The organism is Planococcus wigleyi (assembly GCF_014836985.1).
GTDB classification, from domain to species: domain Bacteria; phylum Bacillota; class Bacilli; order Bacillales_A; family Planococcaceae; genus Planococcus; species Planococcus notacanthi.
The window spans coordinates 19,018-44,408 of the sequence record NZ_JACSPU010000003.1 but is presented as its reverse complement, the minus strand read 5'-3'; the positions used below and the strand labels follow the sequence as shown (position 1 = coordinate 44,408).

The 25,391-nt window shown below is 45.1% G+C and carries 32 protein-coding genes and 1 riboswitch; of the genes, 2 read left to right on the top strand and 30 right to left on the bottom strand.

Annotation, left to right across the window (positions count from 1 at the left end):
- Nucleotides 1–11: 11 nt before the first annotated feature.
- The 12 genes from H9630_RS08805 to flgB all read right to left on the bottom strand — a co-directional run bounded on the left by H9630_RS08805 (nt 12) and on the right by flgB (nt 9,664).
- On the bottom strand, nt 12–248 hold the full coding sequence (locus tag H9630_RS08805; protein WP_301610584.1) for a flagellar FlbD family protein: 237 nt from the start codon (nt 246–248) through the stop codon (nt 12–14).
- A gap of 27 nt (nt 249–275) precedes the next feature.
- Nucleotides 276–1,028 carry a flagellar hook-basal body complex protein gene (locus H9630_RS08800; protein WP_191715148.1) on the bottom strand — a complete coding sequence of 251 codons (753 nt, stop codon included), beginning with the start codon at nt 1,026–1,028 and terminating at the stop codon, nt 276–278.
- A gap of 42 nt (nt 1,029–1,070) precedes the next feature.
- Nucleotides 1,071–1,532, bottom strand: coding sequence for a flagellar hook assembly protein FlgD (flgD, locus tag H9630_RS08795; RefSeq protein ID WP_191715147.1), 462 nt, complete (start codon nt 1,530–1,532; stop codon nt 1,071–1,073).
- Between the two features lie 16 nt (nt 1,533–1,548).
- Nucleotides 1,549–2,898, bottom strand: a complete 1,350-nt coding sequence (locus H9630_RS08790; RefSeq protein ID WP_191715146.1) for a flagellar hook-length control protein FliK — start codon at nt 2,896–2,898, stop codon at nt 1,549–1,551.
- 4 nt (nt 2,899–2,902) lie between these two features.
- Complete coding sequence (gene fliJ, locus H9630_RS08785) at nt 2,903–3,388, bottom strand: flagellar export protein FliJ (RefSeq protein WP_191715145.1); 486 nt, start codon at nt 3,386–3,388, stop codon at nt 2,903–2,905.
- The gene (fliI, locus tag H9630_RS08780) at nt 3,375–4,691 is read right to left on the bottom strand and encodes a flagellar protein export ATPase FliI (RefSeq protein ID WP_191715144.1); all 1,317 of its coding nucleotides are present in this window, start codon (nt 4,689–4,691) and stop codon (nt 3,375–3,377) included. Before fliI ends, fliJ begins: the two co-directional genes overlap by 14 nt.
- Nucleotides 4,672–5,469 carry a FliH/SctL family protein gene (locus tag H9630_RS08775; protein WP_191715143.1) on the bottom strand — a complete coding sequence of 266 codons (798 nt, stop codon included), beginning with the start codon at nt 5,467–5,469 and terminating at the stop codon, nt 4,672–4,674. Before H9630_RS08775 ends, fliI begins: the two co-directional genes overlap by 20 nt.
- On the bottom strand, nt 5,462–6,475 hold the full coding sequence (gene fliG / locus H9630_RS08770; protein ID WP_191715142.1) for a flagellar motor switch protein FliG: 1,014 nt from the start codon (nt 6,473–6,475) through the stop codon (nt 5,462–5,464). The genes H9630_RS08775 and fliG overlap by 8 nt, the downstream gene beginning before the upstream one ends.
- An 11-nt stretch (nt 6,476–6,486) precedes the next feature.
- The gene (gene fliF, locus H9630_RS08765; RefSeq protein ID WP_191715141.1) at nt 6,487–8,133 is read right to left on the bottom strand and encodes a flagellar basal-body MS-ring/collar protein FliF; all 1,647 of its coding nucleotides are present in this window, start codon (nt 8,131–8,133) and stop codon (nt 6,487–6,489) included.
- Between the two features lie 25 nt (nt 8,134–8,158).
- On the bottom strand, nt 8,159–8,455 hold the full coding sequence (gene fliE / locus H9630_RS08760) for a flagellar hook-basal body complex protein FliE (RefSeq protein WP_191715140.1): 297 nt from the start codon (nt 8,453–8,455) through the stop codon (nt 8,159–8,161).
- Between the two features lie 346 nt (nt 8,456–8,801).
- Entirely contained in the window at nt 8,802–9,257 is a 456-nt protein-coding gene (gene flgC / locus H9630_RS08755; protein WP_191715139.1) for a flagellar basal body rod protein FlgC, read from the bottom strand.
- A 5-nt stretch (nt 9,258–9,262) separates the two neighbouring features.
- Complete coding sequence (flgB, locus tag H9630_RS08750; protein WP_191715138.1) at nt 9,263–9,664, bottom strand: flagellar basal body rod protein FlgB; 402 nt, start codon at nt 9,662–9,664, stop codon at nt 9,263–9,265.
- Between the two features lie 82 nt (nt 9,665–9,746).
- Nucleotides 9,747–9,833: riboswitch (cyclic di-GMP riboswitch) on the bottom strand.
- A gap of 221 nt (nt 9,834–10,054) precedes the next feature.
- On the opposite strand from flgB, the gene H9630_RS08745 reads away from it, so the two are divergent.
- The gene (locus tag H9630_RS08745) at nt 10,055–10,891 is read left to right on the top strand and encodes a flagellar hook-basal body protein (protein ID WP_191715137.1); all 837 of its coding nucleotides are present in this window, start codon (nt 10,055–10,057) and stop codon (nt 10,889–10,891) included.
- A gap of 16 nt (nt 10,892–10,907) precedes the next feature.
- The gene (locus H9630_RS08740; RefSeq protein ID WP_191715136.1) at nt 10,908–11,750 is read left to right on the top strand and encodes a flagellar hook-basal body protein; all 843 of its coding nucleotides are present in this window, start codon (nt 10,908–10,910) and stop codon (nt 11,748–11,750) included.
- Nucleotides 11,751–11,804: 54 nt separating this feature from the next.
- Here the strand turns inward: H9630_RS08740 and flgL are convergent, their stop codons facing one another.
- The 18 genes from flgL to H9630_RS08650 all read right to left on the bottom strand — a co-directional run bounded on the left by flgL (nt 11,805) and on the right by H9630_RS08650 (nt 25,387).
- The gene (gene flgL / locus H9630_RS08735; protein ID WP_191715135.1) at nt 11,805–12,686 is read right to left on the bottom strand and encodes a flagellar hook-associated protein FlgL; all 882 of its coding nucleotides are present in this window, start codon (nt 12,684–12,686) and stop codon (nt 11,805–11,807) included.
- A gap of 17 nt (nt 12,687–12,703) precedes the next feature.
- On the bottom strand, nt 12,704–13,975 hold the full coding sequence (gene flgK / locus H9630_RS08730; protein WP_191715134.1) for a flagellar hook-associated protein FlgK: 1,272 nt from the start codon (nt 13,973–13,975) through the stop codon (nt 12,704–12,706).
- Nucleotides 13,976–14,000: 25 nt separating this feature from the next.
- The gene (locus H9630_RS08725; RefSeq protein ID WP_191715133.1) at nt 14,001–14,486 is read right to left on the bottom strand and encodes a flagellar protein FlgN; all 486 of its coding nucleotides are present in this window, start codon (nt 14,484–14,486) and stop codon (nt 14,001–14,003) included.
- A gap of 20 nt (nt 14,487–14,506) precedes the next feature.
- On the bottom strand, nt 14,507–14,776 hold the full coding sequence (gene flgM / locus H9630_RS08720; RefSeq protein ID WP_191715132.1) for a flagellar biosynthesis anti-sigma factor FlgM: 270 nt from the start codon (nt 14,774–14,776) through the stop codon (nt 14,507–14,509).
- Nucleotides 14,777–14,806: 30 nt separating this feature from the next.
- Entirely contained in the window at nt 14,807–15,235 is a 429-nt protein-coding gene (locus H9630_RS08715; RefSeq protein WP_191715131.1) for a flagellar protein, read from the bottom strand.
- A 99-nt stretch (nt 15,236–15,334) separates the two neighbouring features.
- The gene (locus H9630_RS08710) at nt 15,335–15,769 is read right to left on the bottom strand and encodes a flagellar basal body-associated FliL family protein (protein WP_225218469.1); all 435 of its coding nucleotides are present in this window, start codon (nt 15,767–15,769) and stop codon (nt 15,335–15,337) included.
- 10 nt (nt 15,770–15,779) lie between these two features.
- Nucleotides 15,780–16,544, bottom strand: coding sequence for a flagellar motor protein MotB (gene motB, locus H9630_RS08705; protein ID WP_191715130.1), 765 nt, complete (start codon nt 16,542–16,544; stop codon nt 15,780–15,782).
- Nucleotides 16,522–17,331: a flagellar motor stator protein MotA gene (motA, locus tag H9630_RS08700; protein WP_191715129.1), complete on the bottom strand. Its 810-nt coding sequence runs from the start codon at nt 17,329–17,331 to the stop codon at nt 16,522–16,524. The genes motB and motA overlap by 23 nt, the downstream gene beginning before the upstream one ends.
- A 233-nt stretch (nt 17,332–17,564) precedes the next feature.
- A complete protein-coding gene (gene fliS, locus H9630_RS08695; protein ID WP_191715128.1) occupies nt 17,565–17,942 on the bottom strand; it encodes a flagellar export chaperone FliS in 378 nt (125 codons plus the stop codon).
- Nucleotides 17,943–17,963: 21 nt separating this feature from the next.
- Complete coding sequence (locus H9630_RS08690; protein WP_191715127.1) at nt 17,964–18,353, bottom strand: flagellar protein FliT; 390 nt, start codon at nt 18,351–18,353, stop codon at nt 17,964–17,966.
- Nucleotides 18,353–19,834 (bottom strand): flagellar filament capping protein FliD, encoded by a 1,482-nt coding sequence (gene fliD / locus H9630_RS08685; protein WP_191715126.1) that lies wholly within the window; start codon nt 19,832–19,834, stop codon nt 18,353–18,355. Before fliD ends, H9630_RS08690 begins: the two co-directional genes overlap by 1 nt.
- An 18-nt stretch (nt 19,835–19,852) precedes the next feature.
- Nucleotides 19,853–20,197, bottom strand: a complete 345-nt coding sequence (gene flaG / locus H9630_RS08680) for a flagellar protein FlaG (RefSeq protein WP_191715125.1) — start codon at nt 20,195–20,197, stop codon at nt 19,853–19,855.
- A gap of 127 nt (nt 20,198–20,324) precedes the next feature.
- The gene (locus tag H9630_RS08675; protein ID WP_225218468.1) at nt 20,325–21,014 is read right to left on the bottom strand and encodes a glucosaminidase domain-containing protein; all 690 of its coding nucleotides are present in this window, start codon (nt 21,012–21,014) and stop codon (nt 20,325–20,327) included.
- Nucleotides 21,015–21,219: 205 nt separating this feature from the next.
- Complete coding sequence (locus tag H9630_RS08670; protein WP_191715123.1) at nt 21,220–21,396, bottom strand: YjfB family protein; 177 nt, start codon at nt 21,394–21,396, stop codon at nt 21,220–21,222.
- Between the two features lie 58 nt (nt 21,397–21,454).
- Nucleotides 21,455–22,600, bottom strand: a complete 1,146-nt coding sequence (locus tag H9630_RS08665) for a flagellin N-terminal helical domain-containing protein (RefSeq protein WP_191715122.1) — start codon at nt 22,598–22,600, stop codon at nt 21,455–21,457.
- A 173-nt stretch (nt 22,601–22,773) separates the two neighbouring features.
- Nucleotides 22,774–22,998, bottom strand: coding sequence for a carbon storage regulator CsrA (gene csrA, locus H9630_RS08660; RefSeq protein WP_191715121.1), 225 nt, complete (start codon nt 22,996–22,998; stop codon nt 22,774–22,776).
- Between the two features lie 3 nt (nt 22,999–23,001).
- Nucleotides 23,002–23,457, bottom strand: a complete 456-nt coding sequence (gene fliW / locus H9630_RS08655) for a flagellar assembly protein FliW (RefSeq protein ID WP_191715120.1) — start codon at nt 23,455–23,457, stop codon at nt 23,002–23,004.
- A gap of 106 nt (nt 23,458–23,563) precedes the next feature.
- Nucleotides 23,564–25,387, bottom strand: coding sequence for an adenylate/guanylate cyclase domain-containing protein (locus H9630_RS08650; RefSeq protein ID WP_191715119.1), 1,824 nt, complete (start codon nt 25,385–25,387; stop codon nt 23,564–23,566).
- Between the last annotated feature and the right edge of the window lie 4 nt (nt 25,388–25,391).

The following is a 25,391-nucleotide window of genomic DNA, read 5'->3' as shown; positions in this document are numbered from 1 at the left end:
TGATTGCCCCCTCATTCGTCCAGGTTCGGCTCATGCAAACGAGGCAAAATGTTCAGTTTCCGGTAATACACCGTCACTTTATCCATAACTTCCTCAACGGTTTCCAACACATGGACTTTCTTGCCGGTCGTCAATGTCACCACCGTATCCGGTGTCGATTCCAGCCGTTCAATATAGATTGCATTCAATACGATCGCTGATCGGTTTAACCTGGTTAATTGAATCATATCGATTGCTGAGCAAAGCAAATCTTTGCTCAGCCTAAGCCTCCTCTATTAACGTTTCAAGTTGACGACTTCCTGCAGAAGTTCATCTGAAGTGGTGATTGTCCGTGAGTTTGCTTGGAATCCACGCTGTGCGATGATCATTTCGGTAAACTCTTCCGTTAAGTCAACGTTGGACATTTCAAGTTGTCCGGAACCGATGGCTACTTTTGCATCTTCTGCATTTCGAATTGGCGCATCAGTCGGTTTTCCATACATAGAACCTCCCAATTTCCGAAGACTGCTTGGATTGTCGACGGTAACAATACCTAATTTAGGAAAAGTCGCAGTATCTTCACCAGGTACTTTAATTTCCCCTCGACTATTAATAATAAAAGAACTTCGATAGTCTTCATCAATCTTAATTTCTTTTCCTTCAGAGTCTAAAACACTCAGTCCTTGAGTCGTTTTTAAAACTCCGTCATCATCGACAGTAAAACTTCCAGAACGAGTTAGACGAGGATCTTCATTTGAACCAACCACAAAAAATCCGTCTCCACTGACCGTCAAATCTGTTCCCACACCTGTAGACATCGAAGAACCCGGTGTGTGAACCACATTGATGGAAGAAGTTGATGATCCCAATCCAACTTGCATCGGGTTGCTTCCGCTATTGGACATGTTCTGGCTCATCAAGTCCTGGAAGTTAATCGTACTTTTCTTATAGCCGATTGTATTGACGTTGGAAATATTGTTCCCGATAACATCCAGTTTCGTTTGGAAATTTTTCATACCTGATACACCTGAGTACATTGAACGTAACATTTAATTTTCCCCTTTCAAGAACTGCATTTGATCCAAAATGGATTACACAGTTTCTTGTTCATTTGTGCTTGCTGATTGTTTCTCGATTCGTTGAATGGACTCGATCGGCACTTTTATATCGGATCCTTCAAGTTCAGCAATCAATTCGCCATTCTTGCTGGACAAGGCTTTGACGATTCCTTCGCCTGAATCCGTTTCTGTTTCCCATTTAACTGAAGTCCCAATTAAGTGTGCGTAATCCGCCAGGGAAGAAGCTCCCTGGTTGCTGACAAATTGCGTCATTGTTTTATTTAAATTCGTCAGTTGCTCTAAACTGGTGAACTGCGCCATTTGCCCAATAAATTCTGTATCCTTCAATGGCTCCATTGGGTCTTGATGCTGCATTTGCGTCACCAGGATTTTAAGAAAGGCATCTTGCCCCAACGAATTTTTAGGGTCTGTTTTGCTTGCTGTATCAGCAGCCGGAGTGTTAGTCGTTCCTGCCGTTGCATTTGTAACGTTCATCTAAACACCCTTTCTTCTATACGGTGTAATCCACTTTCATCAAACCCTCACCTAACGATTGCCTGCGTTCAGCAACGACATTGTCGTCTTCTTTCAAATAACCATTTTTGCTGTTTCCAGAAGAACCTTGGCCTTGCTGAGGCTGTGTAAACCGTTGGTTGTTTTGGGAGTGCTGTTGGTTGAATGGCTGCTGCGAACTTTGCTGCAGCACTTCAATTTTCTCCACCGCCACCCCTTGCTGAACCAGCGAAGCCCGCAATTGATTCAGCTGAAGTTCAATGGCTTCTTTCGCCATTGGAGTGCTCGCCAGTATTTGTGCGGCCAGCTTGCCATTTGTTGACGTCAGCAAGATTTCCAGATGGCCTAGATGCTCAGGGAAAATATTAACGCGCATCTTCATGCCTTCCTGGCTTTCCACCAAACGCATGGAGCTTTTCAACATGCCGCCCAAGTCTTCCAAAAGGTTGGCTAACCGGACAAAAGGAGTCGGGGGATTGGTTTCCGTCCGGACCACAGCACCTGCAGTCTTTCCAGATTCAACAGCCGCAGTCGGTTGAACAGCCGGCTCTTGAGGCGCTTTTTTTTCGGCCGGCACTTTCGTTTGAAGTTCGTCAGTGGGTTGTTGCTTGATGGCCGGCTGTACTTCCTTCGCTTCGTTTTTCTGCGGAATCTGCTGGATGTCAACAGGCTTTGTTGACACATCCTCTACCGGTTTGGTGATTTCATTTGAATACTTCAAAGCCTCTCTGACAGGTTTCATTCCTTCAATCGGTGGCAACACTGCTAATTCTTGTCCATCTATCTTAGATTGCTGAACCGACATTAGCTGCTGTTGCTTTTCGAGAATCGAAATCACATTATCGAGTTGGGTTGAAATTTTTTCTAAGGTATTGGCATTTATCGCATTCTTTTTTCCATCTGCCCCCGTAAAGACAACCGAGCCTGCGAATTCTGTAGTAAATTCGGCGGAGAGAATCTGCAGGTTCTGCTGGATTTTTTCAAGCAACCCAATCAGCTTTCCCGTGCCATCAGTTATAGGTTCACTAGTTTCACCCGACTTGCTGGTTGAAGGGATGCGAATCTCTCCATTTTCAATTTGAAGATTCGCCAACTGATAGACAGCGTATTGAAAATCCTGCGCTTCGGGCAGTTGTTTGCCAGTCGGCAGTTCCTGTAACAATGCCAGCAGGCTTTCCAGACTTTCCAACAATTCTTTTTCAGGTGCCTGTTCTTCTGCCGGAAGTTCCGCTTCTCCACTTAACGATTCCAGCAGAGAAGCAAACATTGCTTGATCTTGAGCCGTTGCAACGATTGGTTTTGCAGGTAGAGTAACCGTTTGGGGAACCGCTATTTTTATGGCTTCCATCCGATTAACTTCCTTCCGCTAAGCTATTCGCTTTGGATAAGCGATAAAAGCGCGTACTGGCCATTTCATCAAAAAAGCTTTGCTCAGCCGCTTTGCTTTCTTCCTGAAAATGATTCAGTTTCTGCTGTTTCAGGTTTTCCCAGGTTTTTTCTTCCTGCGCTTTCTTTTGCAAGAAACCTTGAGACGCCGAAACGTTTTTCTGTAAATATTCAAGCTCTCTCTTAGAGGAAAGCGATTGGTCTTGAAGCTGATGGATGTATTCTTCCAGCATTCTCAATTCCGATATATTGACGCCGCCTTGTTGCTTGGCATTTTTCAATTGTTCTATATCATTAATTTTATTTTCAATAGCTTTGGTGCGTTGATGTCCCACTTCATGCTGTTTAATAGCTTCAGCCATTTGGAGTTGCGCAACGCCTTTTTCATTTTCTTTTAAATCCAATATTTTTTGAAATCGAAAGTTGAATCCCGTCAGTTTAAACGCCTCCAAATTGTGCTGTTAACCGTTCTACACTTTGTTCCAGCTTGGCTTTTTCGTAAATGTCCTGCTGCAGATACTCTTTAATCAGCGGATGCGACCGGATGGCATCGTCAATCTCTTTATTGGCACCGCTCTTGTAAGCACCGATGTTGATGAGGTCTTCCGATGTTTCATAAGCCGCCAAAAGGCGCTTGAATTCCCGCGCGGCCAGCTGATGTTCCGCCGATACGACTTCATGCATGACCCGGCTGACGCTTGCCATGACATTGATTGCTGGGAATTGGCCTTTTTGGGCAATTTTGCGGTCCAACACAATATGGCCATCCAAAATTCCGCGTACCGCATCGGCAATCGGTTCATTCATATCGTCGCCATCCACCAAAACCGTATAGAAAGCGGTGATGGACCCTTTGCTTGAAGTGCCTGAGCGCTCCAGCAATTTAGGCAACAAGGCGAAGACGCTCGGCGTATAGCCTTTACTGGTCGGCGGTTCACCCACCGCCAACCCGACTTCACGCTGGGCCATGGCGAAACGGGTAACCGAATCCATCATCAGCATGACGTTTTTCCCTTGGTCACGGAAATATTCCGCAATCGCGGTCGCAGTCAATGCAGCTTTAATGCGCTGCATCGGGGTCTGGTCGGAAGTCGCTGCGACGACCACCGATTTCTTCAATCCTTCTGGCCCAAGATCCCGTTCAATGAAATCACGGACTTCCCGGCCACGTTCTCCGACTAACGCAATGACGTTGATATCGGCTTCTGTATTGCGGGCGATCATGCCCATCAACGTACTTTTTCCGACGCCGCTTCCCGCAAACACGCCAACCCGCTGGCCTTGTCCGACTGTCAGCAAGCCGTCGATTGCACGGACGCCGACTTCCAGCGATTTGTCGATCCGCGGACGTTTCAACGGATTCGGCGGAGCGTTGTTGGTCGAATACTTTTTCAGGCCACGCGGCAACAAACTCTCATCTAACGGCATACCTGTTCCATCGAGGACTTTCCCTAGAATGGACGGACCCACTTTGATTTGAAGCGGTCCTCCTGTCGCAACCACCAGGCATCCCGGACCGACCTGCGAAAGATCCTGCAAAGGCATCAACATGATCCGGTTTTCTTTAAAGCCGACGACTTCCGCCTCAATGGGCGGTTCATTGCGGTTCGGGTATAGCAGACAAAGTTCACCGATTTTTGCATTCGGCCCTCTTGATTCAATCGTCAAACCAATGACCTGGATCACTTTTCCATGCTTTTTGATCGGTTCAATGTCATTCATCAATTCTAAATATTCATCTGCCCACAGATTCATCGTTTGTTTTCTCCTCACAGTAAGAAAGCAGTTGGTTCTTGATTTCTTCCAGCTGATTATCGACCATCGCGTCATAAGAACCGCTTGCTGTATGAATTCTGCAGCCCCCTGGCGTCAGGCTGGCGACCGGAATCAGCTTCAATTCCGAATCCGCTTTAACATAGGTCTTGAGCTCTTCCAAAAAGGGAATAATCAACGGGTAATCTTCAGGAGAAACCTGCATTGTCACGTCTTCCGATTCTTCCACCTGCTTTAATGCCTGTTGAATAATGTGCAGCACTTGTTGTTCATCTTGGTTTAATTCGTTGTGAATCACTTTTTCTGCAATCTTGACACTTAACGACAATAAAAACGGTTCTGCCTGTTGAATGATGTTCACTTTTTCTTCATAAGCAATTTCCAGTAAACGGTTCATCTCCGAGCGCTTTTCAACACTGTCCTGCTCTGCTTGTTGGAGACCTTGCGTAAATCCAGCTTGAAAACCTTGTTGTTCAGCTTCCTTCGCCAGCTTTTCAGCTTGTTGTCGGGCTTCCTGCTGTTTGACTTGCCACCATTCACTGATTTCCTGTTGAGCATTTTGCTGCTCTTCAGAAATCTGGATCCGCAATTGCTCACGGCGTGTTTCCAAATCCATGATTTCCTGCAATAATTGTTGCCGCTGTTCCCTCGGATCCGTTTCGGAATCATTGAACACCGTTTTTTTCATTTCAATCTTTCGGGTATGGATGATTTTCTTTTCACTTGATGATGTCTGAGAAAGGCGAATGATATTAGACAATCATTTCATCCCCTTCTCCACGGGAAACGCTAATTTCTCCTTTTTCTTCAAGGCTTCGAATCAATCCAACAATATTTGTTTGTGCGTTTTCTACATCTTTCAGCTTCACAGGACCCATCACGTCAATTTCCTCACGGATGGCTTCCGCTCTGCGAGTCGACATATTGCTGTAAATGCTGTCTTTGACTTCTTCACTCGCTACTTTCAGTGCGAACATCAAATCAGCATCGCTCACTTCACGGACAATCCGTTGCACCGAACGAATTTCAAGATTGACAATATCTTCAAAGACAAACATCCGCTTCTTAATTTCAGCGACCAATTCCGGACTGCCATTTTCAAGGTTCGTCAAAATGGATTTTTCTGTTCCTCGGTCAACATTGCTCAATACACGGACGATGGTTTCGACTCCGCCGGTAGCTGTATAATCATGTGTTCCTGTGGCAGTCAGCTTACGTTCCAAAATCTGTTCCACTTGATGGATGACATCAGGTGATGTGCTTTCCATCAACGCAACTCTTCTTGCCACTTCCGCTTGTTTTTCAGCAGGAAGCTGAGACAAAATCTGTGAAGATTGCTTGGGATCCAAATACGACAGCACCAACGCAATCGTTTGAGCCTGCTCGTGCTGCAAAACATTTAAAATCTGGTTGGGATCGGCTTTTCGGGCGAAACTGAATGGCTTTACTTGCAGCCTGTTCGAGAGGCGGTTGATGGTATCTATCGCTTTTTCTTTCCCCAATGCCTGTTCCAAAATGTTGCGGGCATAGCTTAATCCGCCTTCATTCATATAGTCCTGAGCTAAAATCATTTCATAGAATTCATTGATGACGTCTTCCGTTTGGCTTTTTTTCAATTGGCGAACGTTGGAAATCTCCATAGTCAATTGATCGATTTCCGGTTCTGTCAACTGCTTGAATATTTCAATGGAGACATCCGGCCCTAAGCCGACCAACAAAATGGCTACTTTTTGTACCCCTGTGAACTCTCTCATGCGTCTAACCATTTGCCACTCTCCTAGTCATCTGCCATCCATGACCGCAACAATTTAGCAAAGTCTTCAGGTCGTCCTTTGGCAAGCTTTTCAATAGTTTTTCGTTTTGGATTTGCTTTGGCACTGAACTCGGACAAGTCCATTTCTTCTTCTTCTGCTTCCAGATTTACTTGATTGGACTTGGCTAATGCCTGTTCAAATCCTCCAAAATCATAGTCATCTTCAAATTGCTCTTCTTTTTTCTTTCTGCGAAGCAAGATCACCGCAATAATGATGATGATCAGCAATACTACGGCTGCACCAATAACGAGCAGCAGATTATTCGGAATGCCTGACAGGAACGTGGTTTCCGGTTCTTCTTCTTCAACTGCCGGACGGCCCTGGAATTCTGTTGCAAACACCGAAATCTTGTCTTCCAGTTCCGCTTCCGTTACTGGGAATTCATTCATGCTCAATGAAGTACTCACTGCATTTTTCAGCAAGTTGCTGATGTCGGTAATGTTTTCCTGCGACAAACTCGCTGGATTTTCTGGCACTGGCGGTTCCACACCTACGTTGATTGTAATGTCATCGATGACGTACGGGCTCATTTCAATTTGGCGATTGATGCGGTTGACTTCACTGTTGATGCGTTCTTCTGTCCGTTCGGATTCGCTGTTTCCAGCTGCATCTCCAGCCGGATAATTCGCGACTTCGGTGTCTCCGGTTCCCGCTGCATCTTCCGCTACAGTACCTTCACTCGAGTAGGTTTCCACAATCCGTTCCACACTGATATCAAGGCCTTCGTTGTTTTCAATATCGACGGGTTCAACCAATTGCTCTTCCCGTTTTTCTTTGGTGAAATCAATGTTCGTCATCACGGAAACGACGACTTTATCCTGCCCCAAAAGCAAGCCGAGCATTTGCTGCAGCTCACGCTGAATGTCCTGCTCGATCCCTTTTTGGATTTCGCGGTGCTGCTGATAAGCTGTCAAATTTGTATCCGCTTGGCTCGCATCCTGCACTTCAAACACTTGCCCATTCTGATCCATGATGACAATCTGCTCAGGCGGTAAACTTGGAACCGATTTGCTGATCAAGTGATACAACCCATTAACTTGTTTCTGATCTAATTGAAATGTCGGATCGCCTTTGACGACGATGGACGCTGTAGATGTCTGTTCTTCATCGGTAATCCAGACGTTTTCTTTCGGCAGCGTGATCATGACATTCGCTTCCGTCACACCATCAATCTGTTGGATCAAATACGCCAACTCGTTCTGCATCGCGTCACGCTCGACCACATCAAAATGGCGGTCGGTCATGCCGAGGCCCATGTTTTCACTGAATATGCCGTAATTGACATTGCCGTTTTTCGGAATGCCCTCTGCAGCCAAACTGACTTTCAAGTTCGCTAAATGTTCTTTAGGCACACTGATGGTCGTGCCATCGGCTGATACTTCCACCGGAATGGTCTGTGCCTCAATTGCCGCTTTGATTTCTCCTGCTTCTGCCGCTGTTAAATTTGAGTACAATACCGAAAAATCGGAGCGGTTGCTTAGAAAAACGAAGACAATCAAAATTAATAAAGTGATTAAAAATGAGCCAATGACAGACCATTTTGTTACAGGAGAAAAACTGGCCCATGATTCACTCAACTTCGATTTATATGCCGAAAACTTTTCTTTCATCTAGTCATCATCCCGCCAGTTCGTATCATACTTGCATTCTCATAACTTCTTGGTAAGCTTCGACAACCTTGTTTCTCACTTGCATGGTCATCTGCAGCGATAAGCTGGCTTTTTGCGAAGCGATCATGACTTCGTGTACATCCTGTACTTCTCCTGTCACCAATTGATTGGTCAATTTATCTGATTCATTTTGTGCTTTGCTTACCTCTTTTAACGCATCTTTGAATATTTCTCCAAACCCTTCAACTTTGTTTTCAGGTTTTACTTTATCCAGCAATTGATTTTGAATGAAAGGCGTCTGAACTTGGCTAATTTTTTCCATGGTGCCTCCTTAATAATCTATAGTAGTTTATGCTGGTATTCCGCAAACCAGCTACGCTTTCCTACGGGCTTGCGCCGAACTAACTCGGGCTAGGTGCCCGAGTGGATTTCGACACTTCGCTATCCCGTGGGAGTCTCCGCTGTTTTGCTCCATACCCTAGTAGTTAAGTTGCAACGAAATTTTTCGTTCATTCATGTTTGCATGTCTTTTAGAAGAAAGAGTGGAAGCGGCTGAATCCGTGCCCGCGGCAGCTAGCACCGCGACGTCCTGTCGCGCTAGCTGCATGACCCCCATCCTGCGGGCCCGAAAGCGTCCGCCTGGAGCGATTTCTTCCAAACCTAATCAGTTATTTCCCAATCTCCAATGCTTTCATGAACATGCTTTTCGAAGCATTCATTGCAGTGACGTTCGCTTCATATGAACGGGTTGCGGACATCAGATCGACCATTTCTTTCAGTGGATCGACATTGGATGACCGCACATAACCATCTTCTCCCGCATCCGGATGTTCCGGATCGTAGGCCATGGTGAAAGGTGTCTGGTCTTCTCTGATTTCCGATGCTTTCACACCCGACACAGCCGTATTCCCTCTATTTATTACCGACTGCAATTGGTTGGCAAAAGGCGATACGCCACTTTGCGACAATTCCACTGTTTTCCGGCGGTAAGGCATCCACTCTCCATCCACCAGCTCAGCACGGTTCGTGTTCGCATTGGCGATATTGGCAGAGACAACGTCCATGCGCAACCGGTTCGCCGTCAGCCCTGAAGCACTGATGTTAAATCCATTAAATAAACTCATCTTTTTTATCTCCCTCCATTAATGACGGAGCTGAGACTGTTAAGCTTGCCGTTGACCCGTTCAGTGACCGCGTTATACCATAATTGGTTTTTGGCCAGCTCGGCCATTTCGGCATCCATGTCGACATTGTTGCCATTGTTGTTGTATTGAGTGGAATGATTAGTGGTGATTTCTGTCGTCGTTTTGGAAACTTCATTGCTGAACGATAGATGTTGATCATTTGTTTTATAACTCGTTAAACTTTGCTTATTCATTGCTGTATCCAAGGCCGCTTGAAAATCGACTTTTTTGCTTTTGTAGTTGGCCGTATCCACATTGGCGATGTTTGCCGAGTGAACCCGTTGACGTAAAGTGGAAGCCGATAAAGCTTGTTCCATCGTTTCCAGAGATTTAGGGAATATATTCATCAATAAACTCCTTTTTTTTACAGTTATTTGGTATATAAAAATCCACCCTTAAAAAAGGTGGATTTCTTTCAAATCTACCATTTTTGGTAACCCGGCTGCCCTGTACATTGCGTATTTAGGCCCGTGGCTTTGCGTCTTTATCTTTCGAATAAGTTTGCCATTATCACAATGATTTCAAGTATTTGATTTTCAAACTCGTTATTTCGTACTATTTTCAAAAAATAATAGCAAAGTGATAGTATCATGTTTCTACATTTTTGTATATTTTTATTTAATAAAATTTTTTATCATATTTTTTCCATTTTAATAGAATAGTCTCTATTTTTTTCGTTTTTTTAATGGTATGCTACGCGAGAAATACTAACCGTTGTTCAAAAAGGAGAAAAGACCATGTTTCGTGGATTATATACTGCTACATCAGGGATGATGGCCAATAATAGGCAACAACAAATATTGACAAATAACCTATCCAATGCCAATACTCCAGGATTTAAAGAAGATCAAACGGTCCTTCGCGCTTTTCCTGATCAGTTGATTAAAGCGATGGAAACCGGTAAAAAAGGTACAATAGCCTCACAAAATATCGGGACTTTAACTACAGGAGTATATGCTCAAGAAGGAATTCCTTCTTTTTTGCAAGGTCCTTTAAAAGAAACCGGAAATTCCACAGATATGGCTTTATTGGATGAGCTGCTTCCCGTAAATCCAGATACTCAACAAAAAGGCACTATGGTTTTCGCAGTCACTGCTGAAAATGGAGACACACGTTACACAAAAAATGGAACCTTTGCTGTAAATCCTGAAGGCACATTAACGACTAGCGAAGGATTCCCGGTATTAGGCGAAAACCTGCAGCCGATTCAAGTCGGGTCCACTGACTTTACTGTAGCCGATAACGGCCAAGTCGTTTTGGCTGACGGTACACAAGTGGGGCGTCTATGGATTGGCCATACTGAAAATCCCGATCAACTTGTAAAAGAAGGCCAGAATTTATTGCGCTGGCAAGGAGATACAGATCAAGCTCCTCAAAATGTCGGGGATGTTGCTCTTCTTAATAATACAGAGTCCTTTGTCAAACAAGGATTTATTGAACAGTCGAATGTCGACCTGACTCGGACGATGACCGATATGATGACGACATACCGGGGCTTCGAATCCAACCAGAAAGTGATTCAAGCATATGATCGAAGCATGGAAAAAGCCGTCAATGAAATAGGACGCGTGTAAGGAGGAAGTTATAAAGTTGAATATCCAAATGAATACAGCCAGTAATACAATGAGTGAACTGCAAAAGAAAATCGACTTGATCGGCAACAATATTGCCAATGTCAACACCAATGGCTATAAGCGCCAGGAAGCCAGTTTTTCAGACGCCTTGGTGCAATCCATTGAAAAACAAGTCGGCCAGCAACATGAAGTCGGACGAAATACACCTTATGGGTTGCGTATCGGGGCAGGTGCGATTCTTTCACAAACAGCTGTGCGCAACGAACAAGGTTCTGTCCGGCAAACTGACCGGCCGCTTGATTTCATGATCCAAGGAGAAAACGCTTATTTCCGGGTTTCTTCTGAAGACGGAGTATCTTATACAAAAGATGGCTCTTTCCAAGTCCAACCGGTGTTAAATTCAAATCAAGTAAGTTTGGTCACTGCCAACGGAGACGCCATTCTTGGAGCCAATAACCAGCCGGTTGTTTTTGATGCGGATTACGAAACCCTCCAGATGAATGAAAATGGCGTTTTGGAAGTTTCCTATAAAGATTCCGCTAAACAACCGACAGAAATCCAAATGGGCATCGCCCAAGTAAACCGGACGAATTCACTTGAAAAAATAGGCGGCAATCTTTACCGCCTGGCCGGCACCGAAGCTGAGCAAATCGCCAACGGCAATTTGCAGCTGATCAACTTGTCCCAACAAAATGACGGTTCCGTCAGCATTAAGCAAGGGGCTCTTGAAGCTTCCAATGTGGAACTGAGCGATGAAATGACCGAATTGATTGCAACGCAGCGATTGTTCCAATCACAAGGAAGAGCCATTTCCTACGCGGATGATATGATGGGCTTGGTCAATTCGATTAAAGGATAATGCAAAAAGAGCAGGCACCCCGCGGGGTGCCTGCTCTTTCCTATAGTTTTTAAGTTATCTTAGAAAGTCCATCAAGCTCGGTTGAATTATTTTTGAAGAAGCAGCAAGACTCGCCTGGTAGACGCTTTCTTCGCTGGTTAACTTGATAATGGCTTCAGCATAGTCGATATCTTCAACATTTGACAGCATCGTTTTCAATTGCAGGTTGCTGTCGAGCATCCGATTTTCCACAGCTTCCACACGATTTTGGCGGGCGCCGTTTTCAGCAGCGGCTGTCAACAGCCGCTCCATTCCTTTATCGATTTTCTCCAAATCAATGGAAGTTCCAGCCTCTAAAGAAGCATTCATGCTTTCCAATGTTTTAAAGAGGTTATTGCCGTCTGTTGCTGTTCCAAACAAATCATCTGGCAAGAAACTTGATTGGATGCTGATGCCCTCTCCAATGTTAACCATTTTTGCGGCAAGTCCATTGCTGTCGAAAGTAAAGTTTCCTTTTTCAGGGAAAGGAATTTCGCTTGTTTTCTGTCCGTTGAACAACGACTTTCCGTTGACCTTGGCATTCGCCAAATGGCGCATCTGCTCGGTCAATTCTTCCACTTCTTTGGAAATCACTGTACGGTCATGTTCGGATAAAGTACCGTTATTGCCTTGTACAGCGAGCTCGCGAACCCGTTGCACAATATCCACCATGGAACCGATATTCTGGTCGGTTTCATCCATCCACAATTTCGCTTCGCTGCTATTGCGTTCAAATTGTGCATTGGCAGCAAGTGAACTTTTCAAGTTCATTGCTTGGCTGACTCCATTTGGATCATCCGATGGCCGGTGAAGCAATTTTCCTGTCGACACCTGATTATTGATTTTTTCAAAGCGGCTCAAGTTCTGATTCATGTTGCGAATTGAATTTTGGTTGAGCATCTGCTGTGTCACTCTCATTTTGCTTCCCCCTCTGCTTAACGGGCGGCCATACGGTTGATGATGGTATCCAGCATCTGATCTGTCATTGATACTAACCGTGCTGCCGCATTGTATGAATGCTGAAATTTGATCAAATTGGCCATTTCCTCATCAAGGGAAACGCCGGTCACAGACTGCCTCCGGTTTTCTGTCGCTTGAAGAGCTGCACCGTGATTGCTTACGGAATTGACCGCCGCCTGACTTTGCGCACCCAGCTGGCTGACCAGTTTACGGAAATCGCTTTGCGCCGCTTCGGATGTTTTTCCTGTTCCAGCCGGCTGCTTTAAAGGATCAGCTGCGTAATTGACTTTCAACTCCGAAAGCTTGAATTCTGCCGCATTGCCGATGAATAAAGCCTGGTCCTTCCCGCCTGTTGCGGACAGGCTATTGGCTGACGCAAAATCAGCAACCACCTTATTCAAGTCTGTTTGATAATCTTTTGCAATGGCCATCGACTCGCTTAGTCCAGCTAGTTTACCACCATATACTCCATTTCCTTCAGCACCGGTTTTGTCGTCGATTTCAGAAACTTCTTCACCGCTGACCAATGGCTGGTTGTTTGAAGCAAGGCTGATGGAATAGCTGCCGTTCGATTTTTCATCCACTTTGATGGACACCAAAGTCGATAGCTCTTCCACCAACGCATCCCGTTTGTCCTTTAAGTCATTTGACTGGTTGCCGTCGCGGACGATGCTTTTATTTAAATCTGCTATCTGTTTTAAATAGGCATTTGCTTCCTCAACAGTCTGCTGCGACTGCTGCACCAGTTCACTGTTCAAATTGTCCATCGACTTGTTCATCGACTGGGCCACTTCGATAAAGCCTTGCGCACGTTCTTTCACTACTGCCTGTGCCGACAGGCTGTCCGGCTCATTGGCCAAATCCTGCCATGCATTTTTCAGTCCGTCCATCGCGTTATTCAAACCGCTGTCGCTCGGTTCGTTGACGATGGTTTCCAACCGGTCCAATGTCGTCTGTTTTGCCTGCCACTGGCCAAGAGTTTCTGAATGATCCCGGAATTGCTGGTCCAAAAAACGGTCTCTTACACGGGTGATCGAATCGAGGTTGACGCCGGTTCCTAGTTGGCCTGTGTTTGCGCCTTGGCTAGTCCAAACATCCAAAGATGGCGAAGCGCTTGAATTCACCTGCTGGCGTGAGTAGCCTTTCGTATTGACGTTGGCGATGTTTTGGCCAGTCGTCGAAATGCTTGCCTGCCCAACGGACAATCCGCGTTTCCCTAATTCCAAACCGTGAAATGATGAAACCATTGTTTTCCCTGCTTTCCTGCAACCTTCAGGCTCTTGTATCGAAAAAGCCTTGATTGGTTGTTTGTGGTTTTTGCTGCCCTGCCGGCGATTGGTAGTTGAATTGCTGTTGTTTTGATTTCGTTACTTGAGTAATCATATGTTGAACAAAGCTCATCGAGTCTTCCAGGATCTTTTCATTGCTTTTGTTTTTCGCCTGAAGCTCTGTTAAAAGCATTTGTAAAGTTTTCAATTGTAAATGCAGCTCTTGTCTTACATGTTCATCTGGAATCTGTTCTGCAAACTGGCTGAATGTCAGACCCGGATGCTCTTCCAATACGTCGGCCACAAGCAGTTGCCGTTCGTCTTCCAATTGGCTAAGCTGTTTGACCAGCTTCGCTTCTTCTTTTACAAGCTCCGTCAGTTCATCGACTTTTCGTTCGATCAACACTGTCTGCTTGCGTTCGGCATAACGGATAAGCTGCTTTTGTAGACTGATCAATTCATCCAGCGTATTGACTACTAAATTCAGCATCCGATACCCTCCCTTTTCACTTATTTATCAAACCAGAATTTAAAGACTTGTTCGGCTACTTTGCTGCTGTTGACTTCGTATTCACCGGATTGGACCTGCGCTTTTAACTGCTTGATCTTTTCCTGTCTTTCAATATCCACGTTGGCATTTTTTTCAAACATAGCTTTGGCCTGGTTTGAAATCTGCAATTCGTCCTCTTTTTGCAGCGGCTTCGTCTTAGCTGCCGGAGTCACCTGCATTTTTTGATAAGATTGAATAAAGGAAGAAGCATTCGTTTTATCAATATTCATTCCTTCACCGCCCTCTAATTTTTTTATGTCCTATTTTCGTGCTTGCCAGTATTGCGCATTGATCTTCGGTCTTTCCCGTTTTCTGCCGGTAGCTCGTAAAAACTCATCGTTCTTCAATGTCGCATCAATTTCCGCCGCAAACTCGATGTAGCAGTCATCGCATAGAATCTGTTTCTTAATCTCTGTACCACAATGTTTGCACGGATAACCCAAATTCGGGAAATCATCTGCATAAATGCGCCCGTCGCGAATAAAATCGGTAATCCGTTTAACAGATACAGTTGTGGATTGGCTGGTTTCTTGTATATTCGCAAAGCGATTGCATTCGATTTTCAGAAATTCGTTCACTGTCTTGAATTCCTGCTCGATATCCTTGTAGCAGTCCAAGCAATAATCCGTGTGGTCTTTAAGGTATAATGTACCGCAAATCCGGCAATTATCCAGCTGATTTGCTCCCATATCATTCACCTGATCTTCTCTATAGATTTATATCGGTAGTTTCCACGAAAAGTTTAGTGGTAATTTCAATTTATTTCTCTTTTATTTAAAGAAATCTTCTTATTGCACTTTAAATTCTGTCACCAGCACCCGGTCGACGGTACCTTTTTGAAAAACTTCAGCTAAACGGGCGGCAAGCTCGGTTTCGAGCGTTTCAATCCCATTTTCACCGATCAGTTCGTCTTTCTCGAAGCTTGCAACTGTTGCGATAACCGCAGCACGCACTTCAGCGGTCCGTTTTTCCGCTTCTTTTTTTGTGTCTTTATCACTTAACAAAATATTGAATTGGACAATACCATAACTTCCGGGAGATGCCAAGTTGGTTGTAATGATATCGGTGGCAACGCTCAATTTTTCTACTTCTTCAGCGCTGAGCGGCTTGTCCACTTCCGCCTCAGCATCTTTTTGCCCCACATAAAATGCGGCGCCTCCGCCGACAATAGTCGCGATAATGACAACAGCGATTATTTTCTCTAGTTTCCCCAATTTCCCCATGGTGCACCTCTTATTCTTCAGTTTCTTTTTCGTAAGGTGAGATCAACACTTCGACACGGCGGTTTTCTGTTCGTCCTTCAAGCGTATCGTTTGTGGCAATCGGATGGTATTCACTGTAACCGGTCGCACTGAATTTTTCCGGATCTAACTTGTCGTTCTCCAACAGGATTTTCATGAAATTAATGGCGCGTGCAGAACTCAATTCCCAATTCGTTGGATATTCTTTTGTTCCTGCCGGAATATTGTCGGTATGCCCTTCAATGAAAATCATCCGTGGCGGATCGGAAACCAACAGATTTGAAATCTCATCCGCAATGGTCTGTGAACCGCCGATAATATCAGCACTGCCCGATTCGAATAGGACCCCTTCTTTAATGGTGATCATTAAGCCTTTTACAGTCACCTCAGTTTGCAGGCGAGGCGATAACCCTTTTTCATCAATATACGCTTCAATCTTGGTCTGAAAATCCTCTAATTCCTGCTGGTCTTTAGCAGCCAGGATTTCTTCTTCACTTTCACCCGATGGCAGATCCTCGTTCAACTTAGCTGTCGTCGATGGATCTAAGCTTTCAACCGGCGCCTCCTGATCCAAGATCCCGGTGCCGCCCTGCAATTCACTATTGAAGGAACTGGAAATCGCTTGGAATTTCTTCGAATCCACTTCGCTTGCAGCAAAGAGGACGATAAATAACGCCAACAATAGCGTTAAAATATCCGCGTAAGGCAATAGCCAGGCTTCATCAACGTGTTCTTCATGCTTCTTTTTGCGCTTCAAGTGGAACACCGCTTCCTTCTTCAGAGTCGAGCACACGGTCTTTCGCCGGCAAATAAGTCAATAACTTCTCTTCCACTGTCCGGACAGGCAAACCTTCCTGAACAGCTAGCAAGCCTTCGAGCATAATCATTTTCATTTTGGCTTCTTGTTCCGATTTCCGCTTCAGCTTGTTGGCAAATGGATGCCATAATACATAGCCTGAGAAAATCCCGAACAAGGTAGCGATAAAGGCTGCGGAAATCGATTTTCCAAGCAGCGCCACGTCGTCCAAGTGGCCAAGTGCGGCAACGAGTCCGATTACGGCACCGAGTACACCCAGTGTTGGTGCATAGGTTCCAGCTTGGGCAAAGATTTTGGCGCCTAGTTCATGGCGATCTTCCATGGCGGCAATTTCCTCTTCCATCAAATCACGAATCTGTTCTTGCGATTGGCCATCAACGACCATTTTCAGTCCACGCTGCAAAAAAGGATCTTCCACTTCTTCCGCTTTTTCTTCCAACGCCAGCAAACCTTGTTTTCTTGCCAGCATTGCCCATCCCGTGAACATGGGAATCATTTCTTTAATGGAAACCGTTTTCTCGTTTCTGAAAATCACTTTGAACAAACTAGGGATTTTCTTGACTTCATCCATTGGGAAAGCAACGAGGATACAGGCGATGGTCCCAGCAAAAATGATCACCAGCGCCGCGGGATTGTATAATGCGATTGGGCTTGATCCCTTCAGGATCATTCCGCCAACCAGCACCGCAAATCCCAAAATGACCCCTATCCATGATGTCTTATCCACGTTCATACCTCATTTCATTTATATACATACTAAAAAATTACCTGTTGCACATCGCTTCGGACGCTTTGGGCATGGCTCCCGCAAGAAGCCGGGCAAAATACGCCCGTCTTCTTGCTTCACCTAGCCCGTGGACGCGCCGGCGCTAAAAAAATTGTTGAGCTATAAGTAACTCCAAATCTTCCACAATTTTTATATCTGCCGGTGAGATCGTTTGATCAGTAAATGTGGTTAAATTAATTATTTTTTGCTAAAACCATCGCTTGTTTCCAGGTGTTGCGCATGTCTGCCATGAGTGTTTCCACTTCTTCCAAGGCCGTTATGTCATTTTTCATGTTGGCATCCATCAGGCGGGTGTACATGTATTCGTACATCTGGGCAAGAGCGGCTGACATTTCGATATCCAAATCCAAAGTGATGCGAAGTTCTTGAACGATGTTTTGGGCTTTGATGATATTGGTGTTTTTTTCTTCGAATTTCTTTTCGGCCATCGCACGCTTTGCCATTTTCATGAATTTCAGGCTGCCGTTGTAAAGCATTAACGTTAGCTCCTGCGGTGATGCGGTCAGTACTGAGTTTTGCTGGTAAGTCTGGTAAGGATTGATCGTTGCCATGTAAATAATTCCCCCTTGCTTCTAATTCCGTTTGTCTATAAATGAGCCACCGGTCGCCATCGTCTGATAAGCACCGTTGTATTTTTTCGATACTTCTTTTGTTTGGGCAATGCGTTTGATCTGCGTCAGGAAGGCAAAATGAAGGTTATTAAGCAATTGTTGGAGCTGGTGGTCGCTTTCTTTTACTTGCTCGATAATGAAGTACTCTTCTGTAGTCCATTGAAAGTTCTTTTGCCTCATAAACGTCTCCAATTGCTTAATCGATTCCTGCCGCCGGAAGAATAAGGTTTCAAGAGCTTCGACTGTTCCTTCTTCATTGGCTTCCATGCGGGAATGGATAGTTTGCGCTCTTTCATAAAGTTCCTGTGTCTGTTTCAGAAATGCATGCATGATCGATTTCGCGCTGTTCATTACGCACCTCCAAACAGGTTCTGCTGCATCCAGGCGCTTTGTGAGTTCATTTGGCTTAACGCCTTCTCCATTGCAGTGAACTGCTTCCAGTAGCGGTCCTCAACACGTGTCAGACGGTCCTGCCAGCGGCTGATTTCATCGTTCATCTGTTTGATCTTTTTGGACAATGTACTGTTATCGACAGAGCTTGAAGAACTGCCAGCTTTTTCGCTGAGATTTTTGACGATGTTGTTCAATGTGTCATAAACACGGGCTCCAACGCCATTCCCCGCTGCATCACGTGTGGTGAAAAGCGCCATTACTTCATCGGGTTTATTGGTAAGCGCTTCGCTCAATTTCTTTTCATCAATGAATAATTTACCACCTTCTGTATACGATCCGGTGTTGATGCCAATTTGCGATAAATGATTGATATTGCCTTCCGCAAGACCGGTTACACTGTCCATAAAAGCTCTCCGCAAGTCCTGCATGGCGGATTTCAATACGGGGTCATTGCGCAATAAACCACTCCGTGCTTTGTCTTCCCATAATTCGATTTCCTTTTCCGTCATGTCTTTTTTCTGTTCGTCAGACAAAGGCTGGAAATCCGGGTAGCGCTTTTCGACCAGCTGCTTCTGCAGGTTTTCGATTGTTTCGTTGTATTTGTCGACAAAGTCTTTGATCATCGCCAGTGGTTTTTCCGGGTTGGATTGGACGTTGATGGTTACTTCAGTGCCTGCCTGTAGGAGGCTGACCGTTACTCCATTAACTGTTGTCTGATTAGTTTTTAATCCTTCGATTTTGATATTATCAAACATGATTTCGCCATCTGCTGCTCCGGTTGCCGTTGCTGAAGTAGCACCGCTGTTATTCATTATCTTGTTAGCCAATTCAGTGCTTGCTGCTGTTCCATCTGCATTCTTAAACTCCAGTGTAAAATTCTGGTCAGCTCCCATTCCTTTTGTCGCGATGAAAAATCGGGAAGTCGTGTTGTCAAAGCTGGCCCGTAACGCTGGAACTGAAGCTGCTGTTTTGTCCTGTAGATTTTTGGCTACGTCCGCAAAGGTATCGGTGCTCGCCACATCGATACTTATGTCGCCTATGGTGATTCTTCCGGCTACACCGATTTGGTCTGTTGATTTTGCCGCAGTACCTGCTGAATTTGTAACTGAGTTAGCTGAATTCAACTTCGCTGCACTCGCCACACTTATTACCTGTACTTGATACGATCCGCTCATCGCATTCGCTGTTGTCGCAACCGTGAAGCTGTTTGGAGTCGGCGACGTGGCGCTATAAGAGTTGAATGACGATTGCAGACGTAAGTTACTGGCACTTGTCCGCAGGTTCGTCATGGACAGGTTCGTATCGCGGGTTGCTTCTTGCTGCCATTCGGTAAACGTTTTTTGCTGCATTAATTTATCTAAAGGCATCTTTTGGATCTTCATCATGTCTTTAACGATTGAGTCGGTATCCATGCCTGATGCTAATCCGCCAACGCGCATTGGGTTTTCACTCCCTTCTTATCGTTTCTCGTCCATCATCAAGCCTGCTAAATCATCCAGCGAAGCATACATATCCAAAAACTTCCTATTGGGAATCTCCCTTAAAACTTCGTCAGTTTTGGAATCAATGACTTGCACATAATAAACTTCCAGCTCTTCATGCAGCTGAAATTTCACGTTTGTCGATGTTGGCTCTAAAAATTTGTTCATGCTGTCCACTTTATCTATGAGTGCTTCCTTCGCAATAGGTTTTTCTGCATTTTCGCCGTTGTTTTTCCCAGCAGCAGCTGTCTCCTTCGAGACTACCGGATCTGCCTCATTGACTTTCGGAAAATGCGGTATTGATGTATTGGTTACTTCCATAATGGACACTCTCCTAATTGGTTAAACTCGCTAAATCGTTCTCTATATTAGTTATCGGCAGAAAAGCAGATTTTTTTAGCAATAAATCAAAAAAAATAAGACAAGCCCGTAAAGAGCCTGCCTTATTTTATGTGAGTTTGGAGTAATAATTGCTGACGCCTTGTGTCCAGTGGTTGTTCAATCCGGTTGGATCGTTAGCGGCTCCAACCGGCGCATACTTCGCCCCGATTTTCGCGATGGTGTCTTTACCTTCATTTAAATAATTTTGGCGCAGATTGCGGGCCATATCGAAAATGCTGTCTTCCACGGAAGCATAGCTCCGCAGGCCATTCTTGCCCATCATGCCGGCGACATTGTTTTTGTCATTGACCGCACGTGATGAGCCATTGCCGGTTTCATGGATGGCGATGGCTGATAATAAATTCGGATCCAGGTCGTATTTCTTCCCGGCATTGATAAAGTGAGCAGCTGTTCCGCTCAATTTGCCTTCCAACGTATTATCCAGCTTGATAAATTGCGTCGGCTTGAACTTCAAATCACTCGTATCTGTCGCAGCGGTCGCAACTTCTTTCTTATCGATCGGCGGAATCGTGATCGCCGGATTGTAGGAATTTGTTAGCGGTGCTGTCAATGGTGTAGTCAAAGATGGCGCAGCAGCCTGAACGCCCGTTTGCGGTGTCGTTCCAGTATTCGCTTGTTCCATGCTTTCCATCATGGCATTCATCAACATGGCAAAAAACGTACTCGGACTTGTCGAACTGCCGACTGAATTAGCACCACTGTCGGCTTGACCTAAAGCAGGCATCGTCTTCGCCATTGAAGCAATCGTATTATATAAAAGAAAATTATTAGAAATCGGACTGGTCAATCGGTTCTCACACCCCTTGCTTGAGTTAATCTTTTTTAGTTTACAAGATAACAAAGGAAAAAAGAATAGGTTAATTGTGGGAGGAAATAAAATATTTTTACAACAAAAAGAAAGAAAGTCCATGACCTATTACAGTCATAGACTTTCTTTCTCTTCACCCTTTAATATCTAAGTGACTTCCAATATGAGGCTGAACAGACTGTTCCAGCATCTTCACAACATCCTGACCATTGGTTTCCGCCTGATTTATTGTCTTCTTCATAATCAAAACATTCGCTTCTGTCCGGACATTCATCTGGCTCAAGGCCATTGATAACGCAGCGACATCCATTGGATGACCTCCTTATAGAAAAAGGAGCCTAAAATTAGGCTCCTTTTGATTCTTAAGATTAACGCAGCAATTGTAGTACTTGTTGAGGCGCCTGATTTGCTTGAGCCAGCATTGCTTGTGATGCTTGTGCAAGAATTGAGTTCTTTGTTTGTTCCATCATTTCTTTCGCCATGTCGACGTCACGAATACGTGATTCCGCAGCTGTTAGGTTTTCAGAAGATGTGTTCAAGTTGTTGATTGTATGATCCAAACGGTTTTGGCTTGCACCAAGTTTAGAACGCTCAGAAGAAACTGATTCGATTGCGTTATTGATTGTTGTAATCGCAGCATCAGCATTTTTTTGTGAAGAAACGTCAATTCCAATTACACCTTTAGCGCCTGTTTCAAAAGCTGTTGATGTTGTTACAGCTAGTGCGTTAGTGGTGTTATCATAATAACCAGCTACTCCAGGTTTTGCTGCTGTAGCTTCCGCTGCTGTGGCTGCTGTTTCTGCTGCTAATGCTGCTGCTGCTAAATCAGTATCTGTCGGAGCATCATTTGCTGCTGTTCTTGCTCCAGTAGCAGCCGTTCTTGCATTTGTTGCCGCTGTTGCTGTTTCCGTTTCAACTTCAGCAGCTGTCATAAACGTTGCTGTAGAAGCATCTCCTGCAGCATTTGTATAAGAAATCAGTGTATTGCTTGTAGCTGTGTAATCAGTACCTACTTTAAGAGCTTCCGAACGCATATCACTGATTGAGATGGAGAGATTTTGACCAGAGTTTGCACCAATTTGGAAAGTAGCTTTAAAATCACCGTTTAATAAATCTTTAGTATTGAATGCAGTATCATTACCGATTCTTGTGATTTCAGAAGCTAACTCAGTTACTTCTTTTTGGATTTCTTTGCGATCTGTATCAGTGTTTGTATCGTTGGCAGATTGAACTGCTAGTTCACGCATACGCTGAAGAATGTCCTGAGTTTCATTCAATGTACCTTCTGCAGTTTGAATCAACGAAATACTATCTTGAGCGTTAGTTGAAGCTTGTTCTAATCCACGAATCTGTCCGCGCATTTTTTCTGAAATTGTAAGTCCAGCTGCATCGTCTTTCGCGCTGTTGATACGAAGTCCAGAAGAAAGCTTTTCCATGCTGTTCATTTGTGCGCTTTGAGCCGAGCCCATTTGGCGGTGAGTGTTAAGTGCTGCGATATTGTGATTGATAATCATTGTGTATTACCTCCGTGTAATGTTTTTGTTTTTTTGCAAGCGCCCAAATCCTTTTGAACCGCCTTACAATAGTTATATCGGAGGGGTTTAATAAATGTTTAGTGTTTTTTGAAACTTTTTCTTTTTTCTTTTCAAACCAATTAAAAAGCCTGCAAAATCTGCAGGCTCTTACTCTATTTCTTGCGCATGCTCAGGAAGTCACTCAAATTAATAACATTCGAGGTCGCTTGTTTGTTCTCTTCCTGAATCTCCAGGTACACTTCTTTCCGGTGGATGGTCACTTGCTTCGGCGCATTGATGCCGAGGCGTACCATGTCGCCTTCTATAGAAGTAACTGTGATTTCAATGTCGTCGTTAATGATGATCGTTTCGCCTTTTTTCCGTCCCAGTACTAACATTCCCTACACCTGCCTTGCAGCGGTGTCGCCGCTCTGGAATAAAGCCTGCTTGATTTGGTAGTCTTTATTGTTCAAGACCACCTGCATGCCCATTTGTTTCTTATTATTGATGACCAGCGGCGCTTTTAAATTCGTCGTCGCGCTGCTGATATCCCCTTTGACCGTTACCGTCGTTAATACAATAGCATCTGACGGATCTTCCAGCTGCAACCGTTCTACCATCTGCTCTTCCAGTTTGATGTCGTAGTCCTGGAAAAACGTAAACGGATCGACCAGGAAAAAGCTGACTTCCACCATATCTACCGACTGCAGGAAAAAGAATGGTGATTCTCCTTCTGCATCCGCAAGCAGCAATACATATTTCTTATATTCATCAAATCCTGGAATGCCTCTATCAAATGTAATGACGCGTTCTTCCGCCAGTTCCACTTCACCGAATTGCTCTGTTTGAACTTTCATGCCCAACTCCCTTTCCATAACAAAAAAATGCCTCTTAAGATAAAGATATCTCAACAGGCATTTATTAACAAACTATTTTTAATTAACTCCAGCTATTGGAAACCGTTCAACCCGCCTGCTCTTCAACTATACTCTCTTCCCTTAACCGGATCCTCACCAACTCCACTGCTCCATCAATCCCTTTTAAGGCAGCTGAAAACTCTTCCAGCTCAATATCTGTAGAGGCTAATAATTCCGCAGACATCGGCTGTGCCAATATCTCGCGGCTGATTACGATGTCATTGCCTTCGCCCTGCCCCTGAATACGCGCAGCGAGGTTGACGGTTCGCCCGAAGTAATCAAGGCGGTCGTTGGAATTGACGGCGATGGCCGCTCCGCTGTATAAGCCGAGGCGCAGTACCAAGTCTTCATTCGTTGTGTCATTAAACGCTGCCAGGTTTTTCTGAATCCCCAGTGCCGCCTTCAACCCGTCCTCCGGTTTATTGAATATCGCCATGACAGCGTCGCCGATCGTTTTTACGACGCTGCCTGAATTTCTCACGATATGTCCGGTCAGGAAATCAAAATGATTGCGGACCTGGCCGTAAGCGTTCGAGTCCCCCATCGTTTCATACAGTAAAGTCGAGCCTTTTAAATCCGTAAACAGGATCGTCACGTGATCGATGCCGATTTTTTGGCCAGGCGATAGTACTTCAGAAGAAAACAGATCTCTAAACTCCTGCATCGCTGTCACTTTGGCAGCTGTTACGGCCTGTTTGTTCCAATCGGCATGTTCCAACGCGACAACGATGTCCGCAGAACTGGAATTTGTGATGACAACGTCACTAAAGCCAGATACAGAATCCTGCGACCAGCCTCCATCGGAGTAATCCAGCGAATCCGCTTCCGCATTTTTATCTATGGCCACTCTATCGTTTGCTTGCAACACCCGAAAACGCAGTGCACCTTCACCTTCTGGCATCACAAACCGCGCCGTTCTGCCTTGTTGGATAACCTGCTGGGCTTTAACATGCGGTGTGATCATCGGGCCGCCGATGCAATACACTTCGGCATAGGCTTGGCGGATGCTTGGATGCACCGAGAAGTTCAGCTCGACGAATTGATCGAAATTGGCGTCGTAATTGACGCCGCACAGGTCGCAATGAAATTCCTGCTCCAGCTGCGACAATGAACTGTGCTCAACTTTCGACACCCGGCAATTCGGACAGATGACGTTCCAGCCCAAGTTCAGCAAGCCCGCTTTTGTGGCATAGAGCAGTACGCGCAAGGTATCATCCAAATCGGCGTTCCATAACTTCGCCAGCTGAATCGGTTCGATCTGTGCGACGTCGTGGTCACCTTTCCCGGCTAAATACCGGTGTAGCCGTTCGACGTAGCTGCTGTCGACAGGTGATTTTGCAAGCAGAGCTGACAGCCGATCGAGTTCCAGCAGGTTGATTTTGACGGTTGCCGGTTTTTGCGGCGCTTCCAAAGGATCTGTCGCACCCGATGCCAAATAATCATCCAAATAACGCATGATCTTTTTGACAGACGGCAGGCCAGTCGCCCAAATAGCACCGTAGCCTAAAGGATTAAGCGGTACAAAATCAGCCGACAGCTTTACCCGTGTCGCTTTATTTCCACTGTCGAACACTTCCACTTTCAGCGTGTAATGCTTGAGCGGGCCTGTCAGGTAACGGCGTTCAACGGTATAGCTGTCGTTTTCCTGCCACTGAAAGGGAAACTCCTGCCACGAAATTGGCACAAGCCCCAGCACTTTGGCATAGGCTTCCCTGTAAAACACTTCCGCGCCGTCTTGTTTTGCCGGACTGAAGCTTACCGGAAACAAACCGATGTATAGGTTCATGCGGTTATTGTCTGCGAGCAGCTGCCAAGCGGTTTTCCGGTCTACTGCATATTCTTTTTCAAGCACATAGGTTTTGGGCTTCATGGTC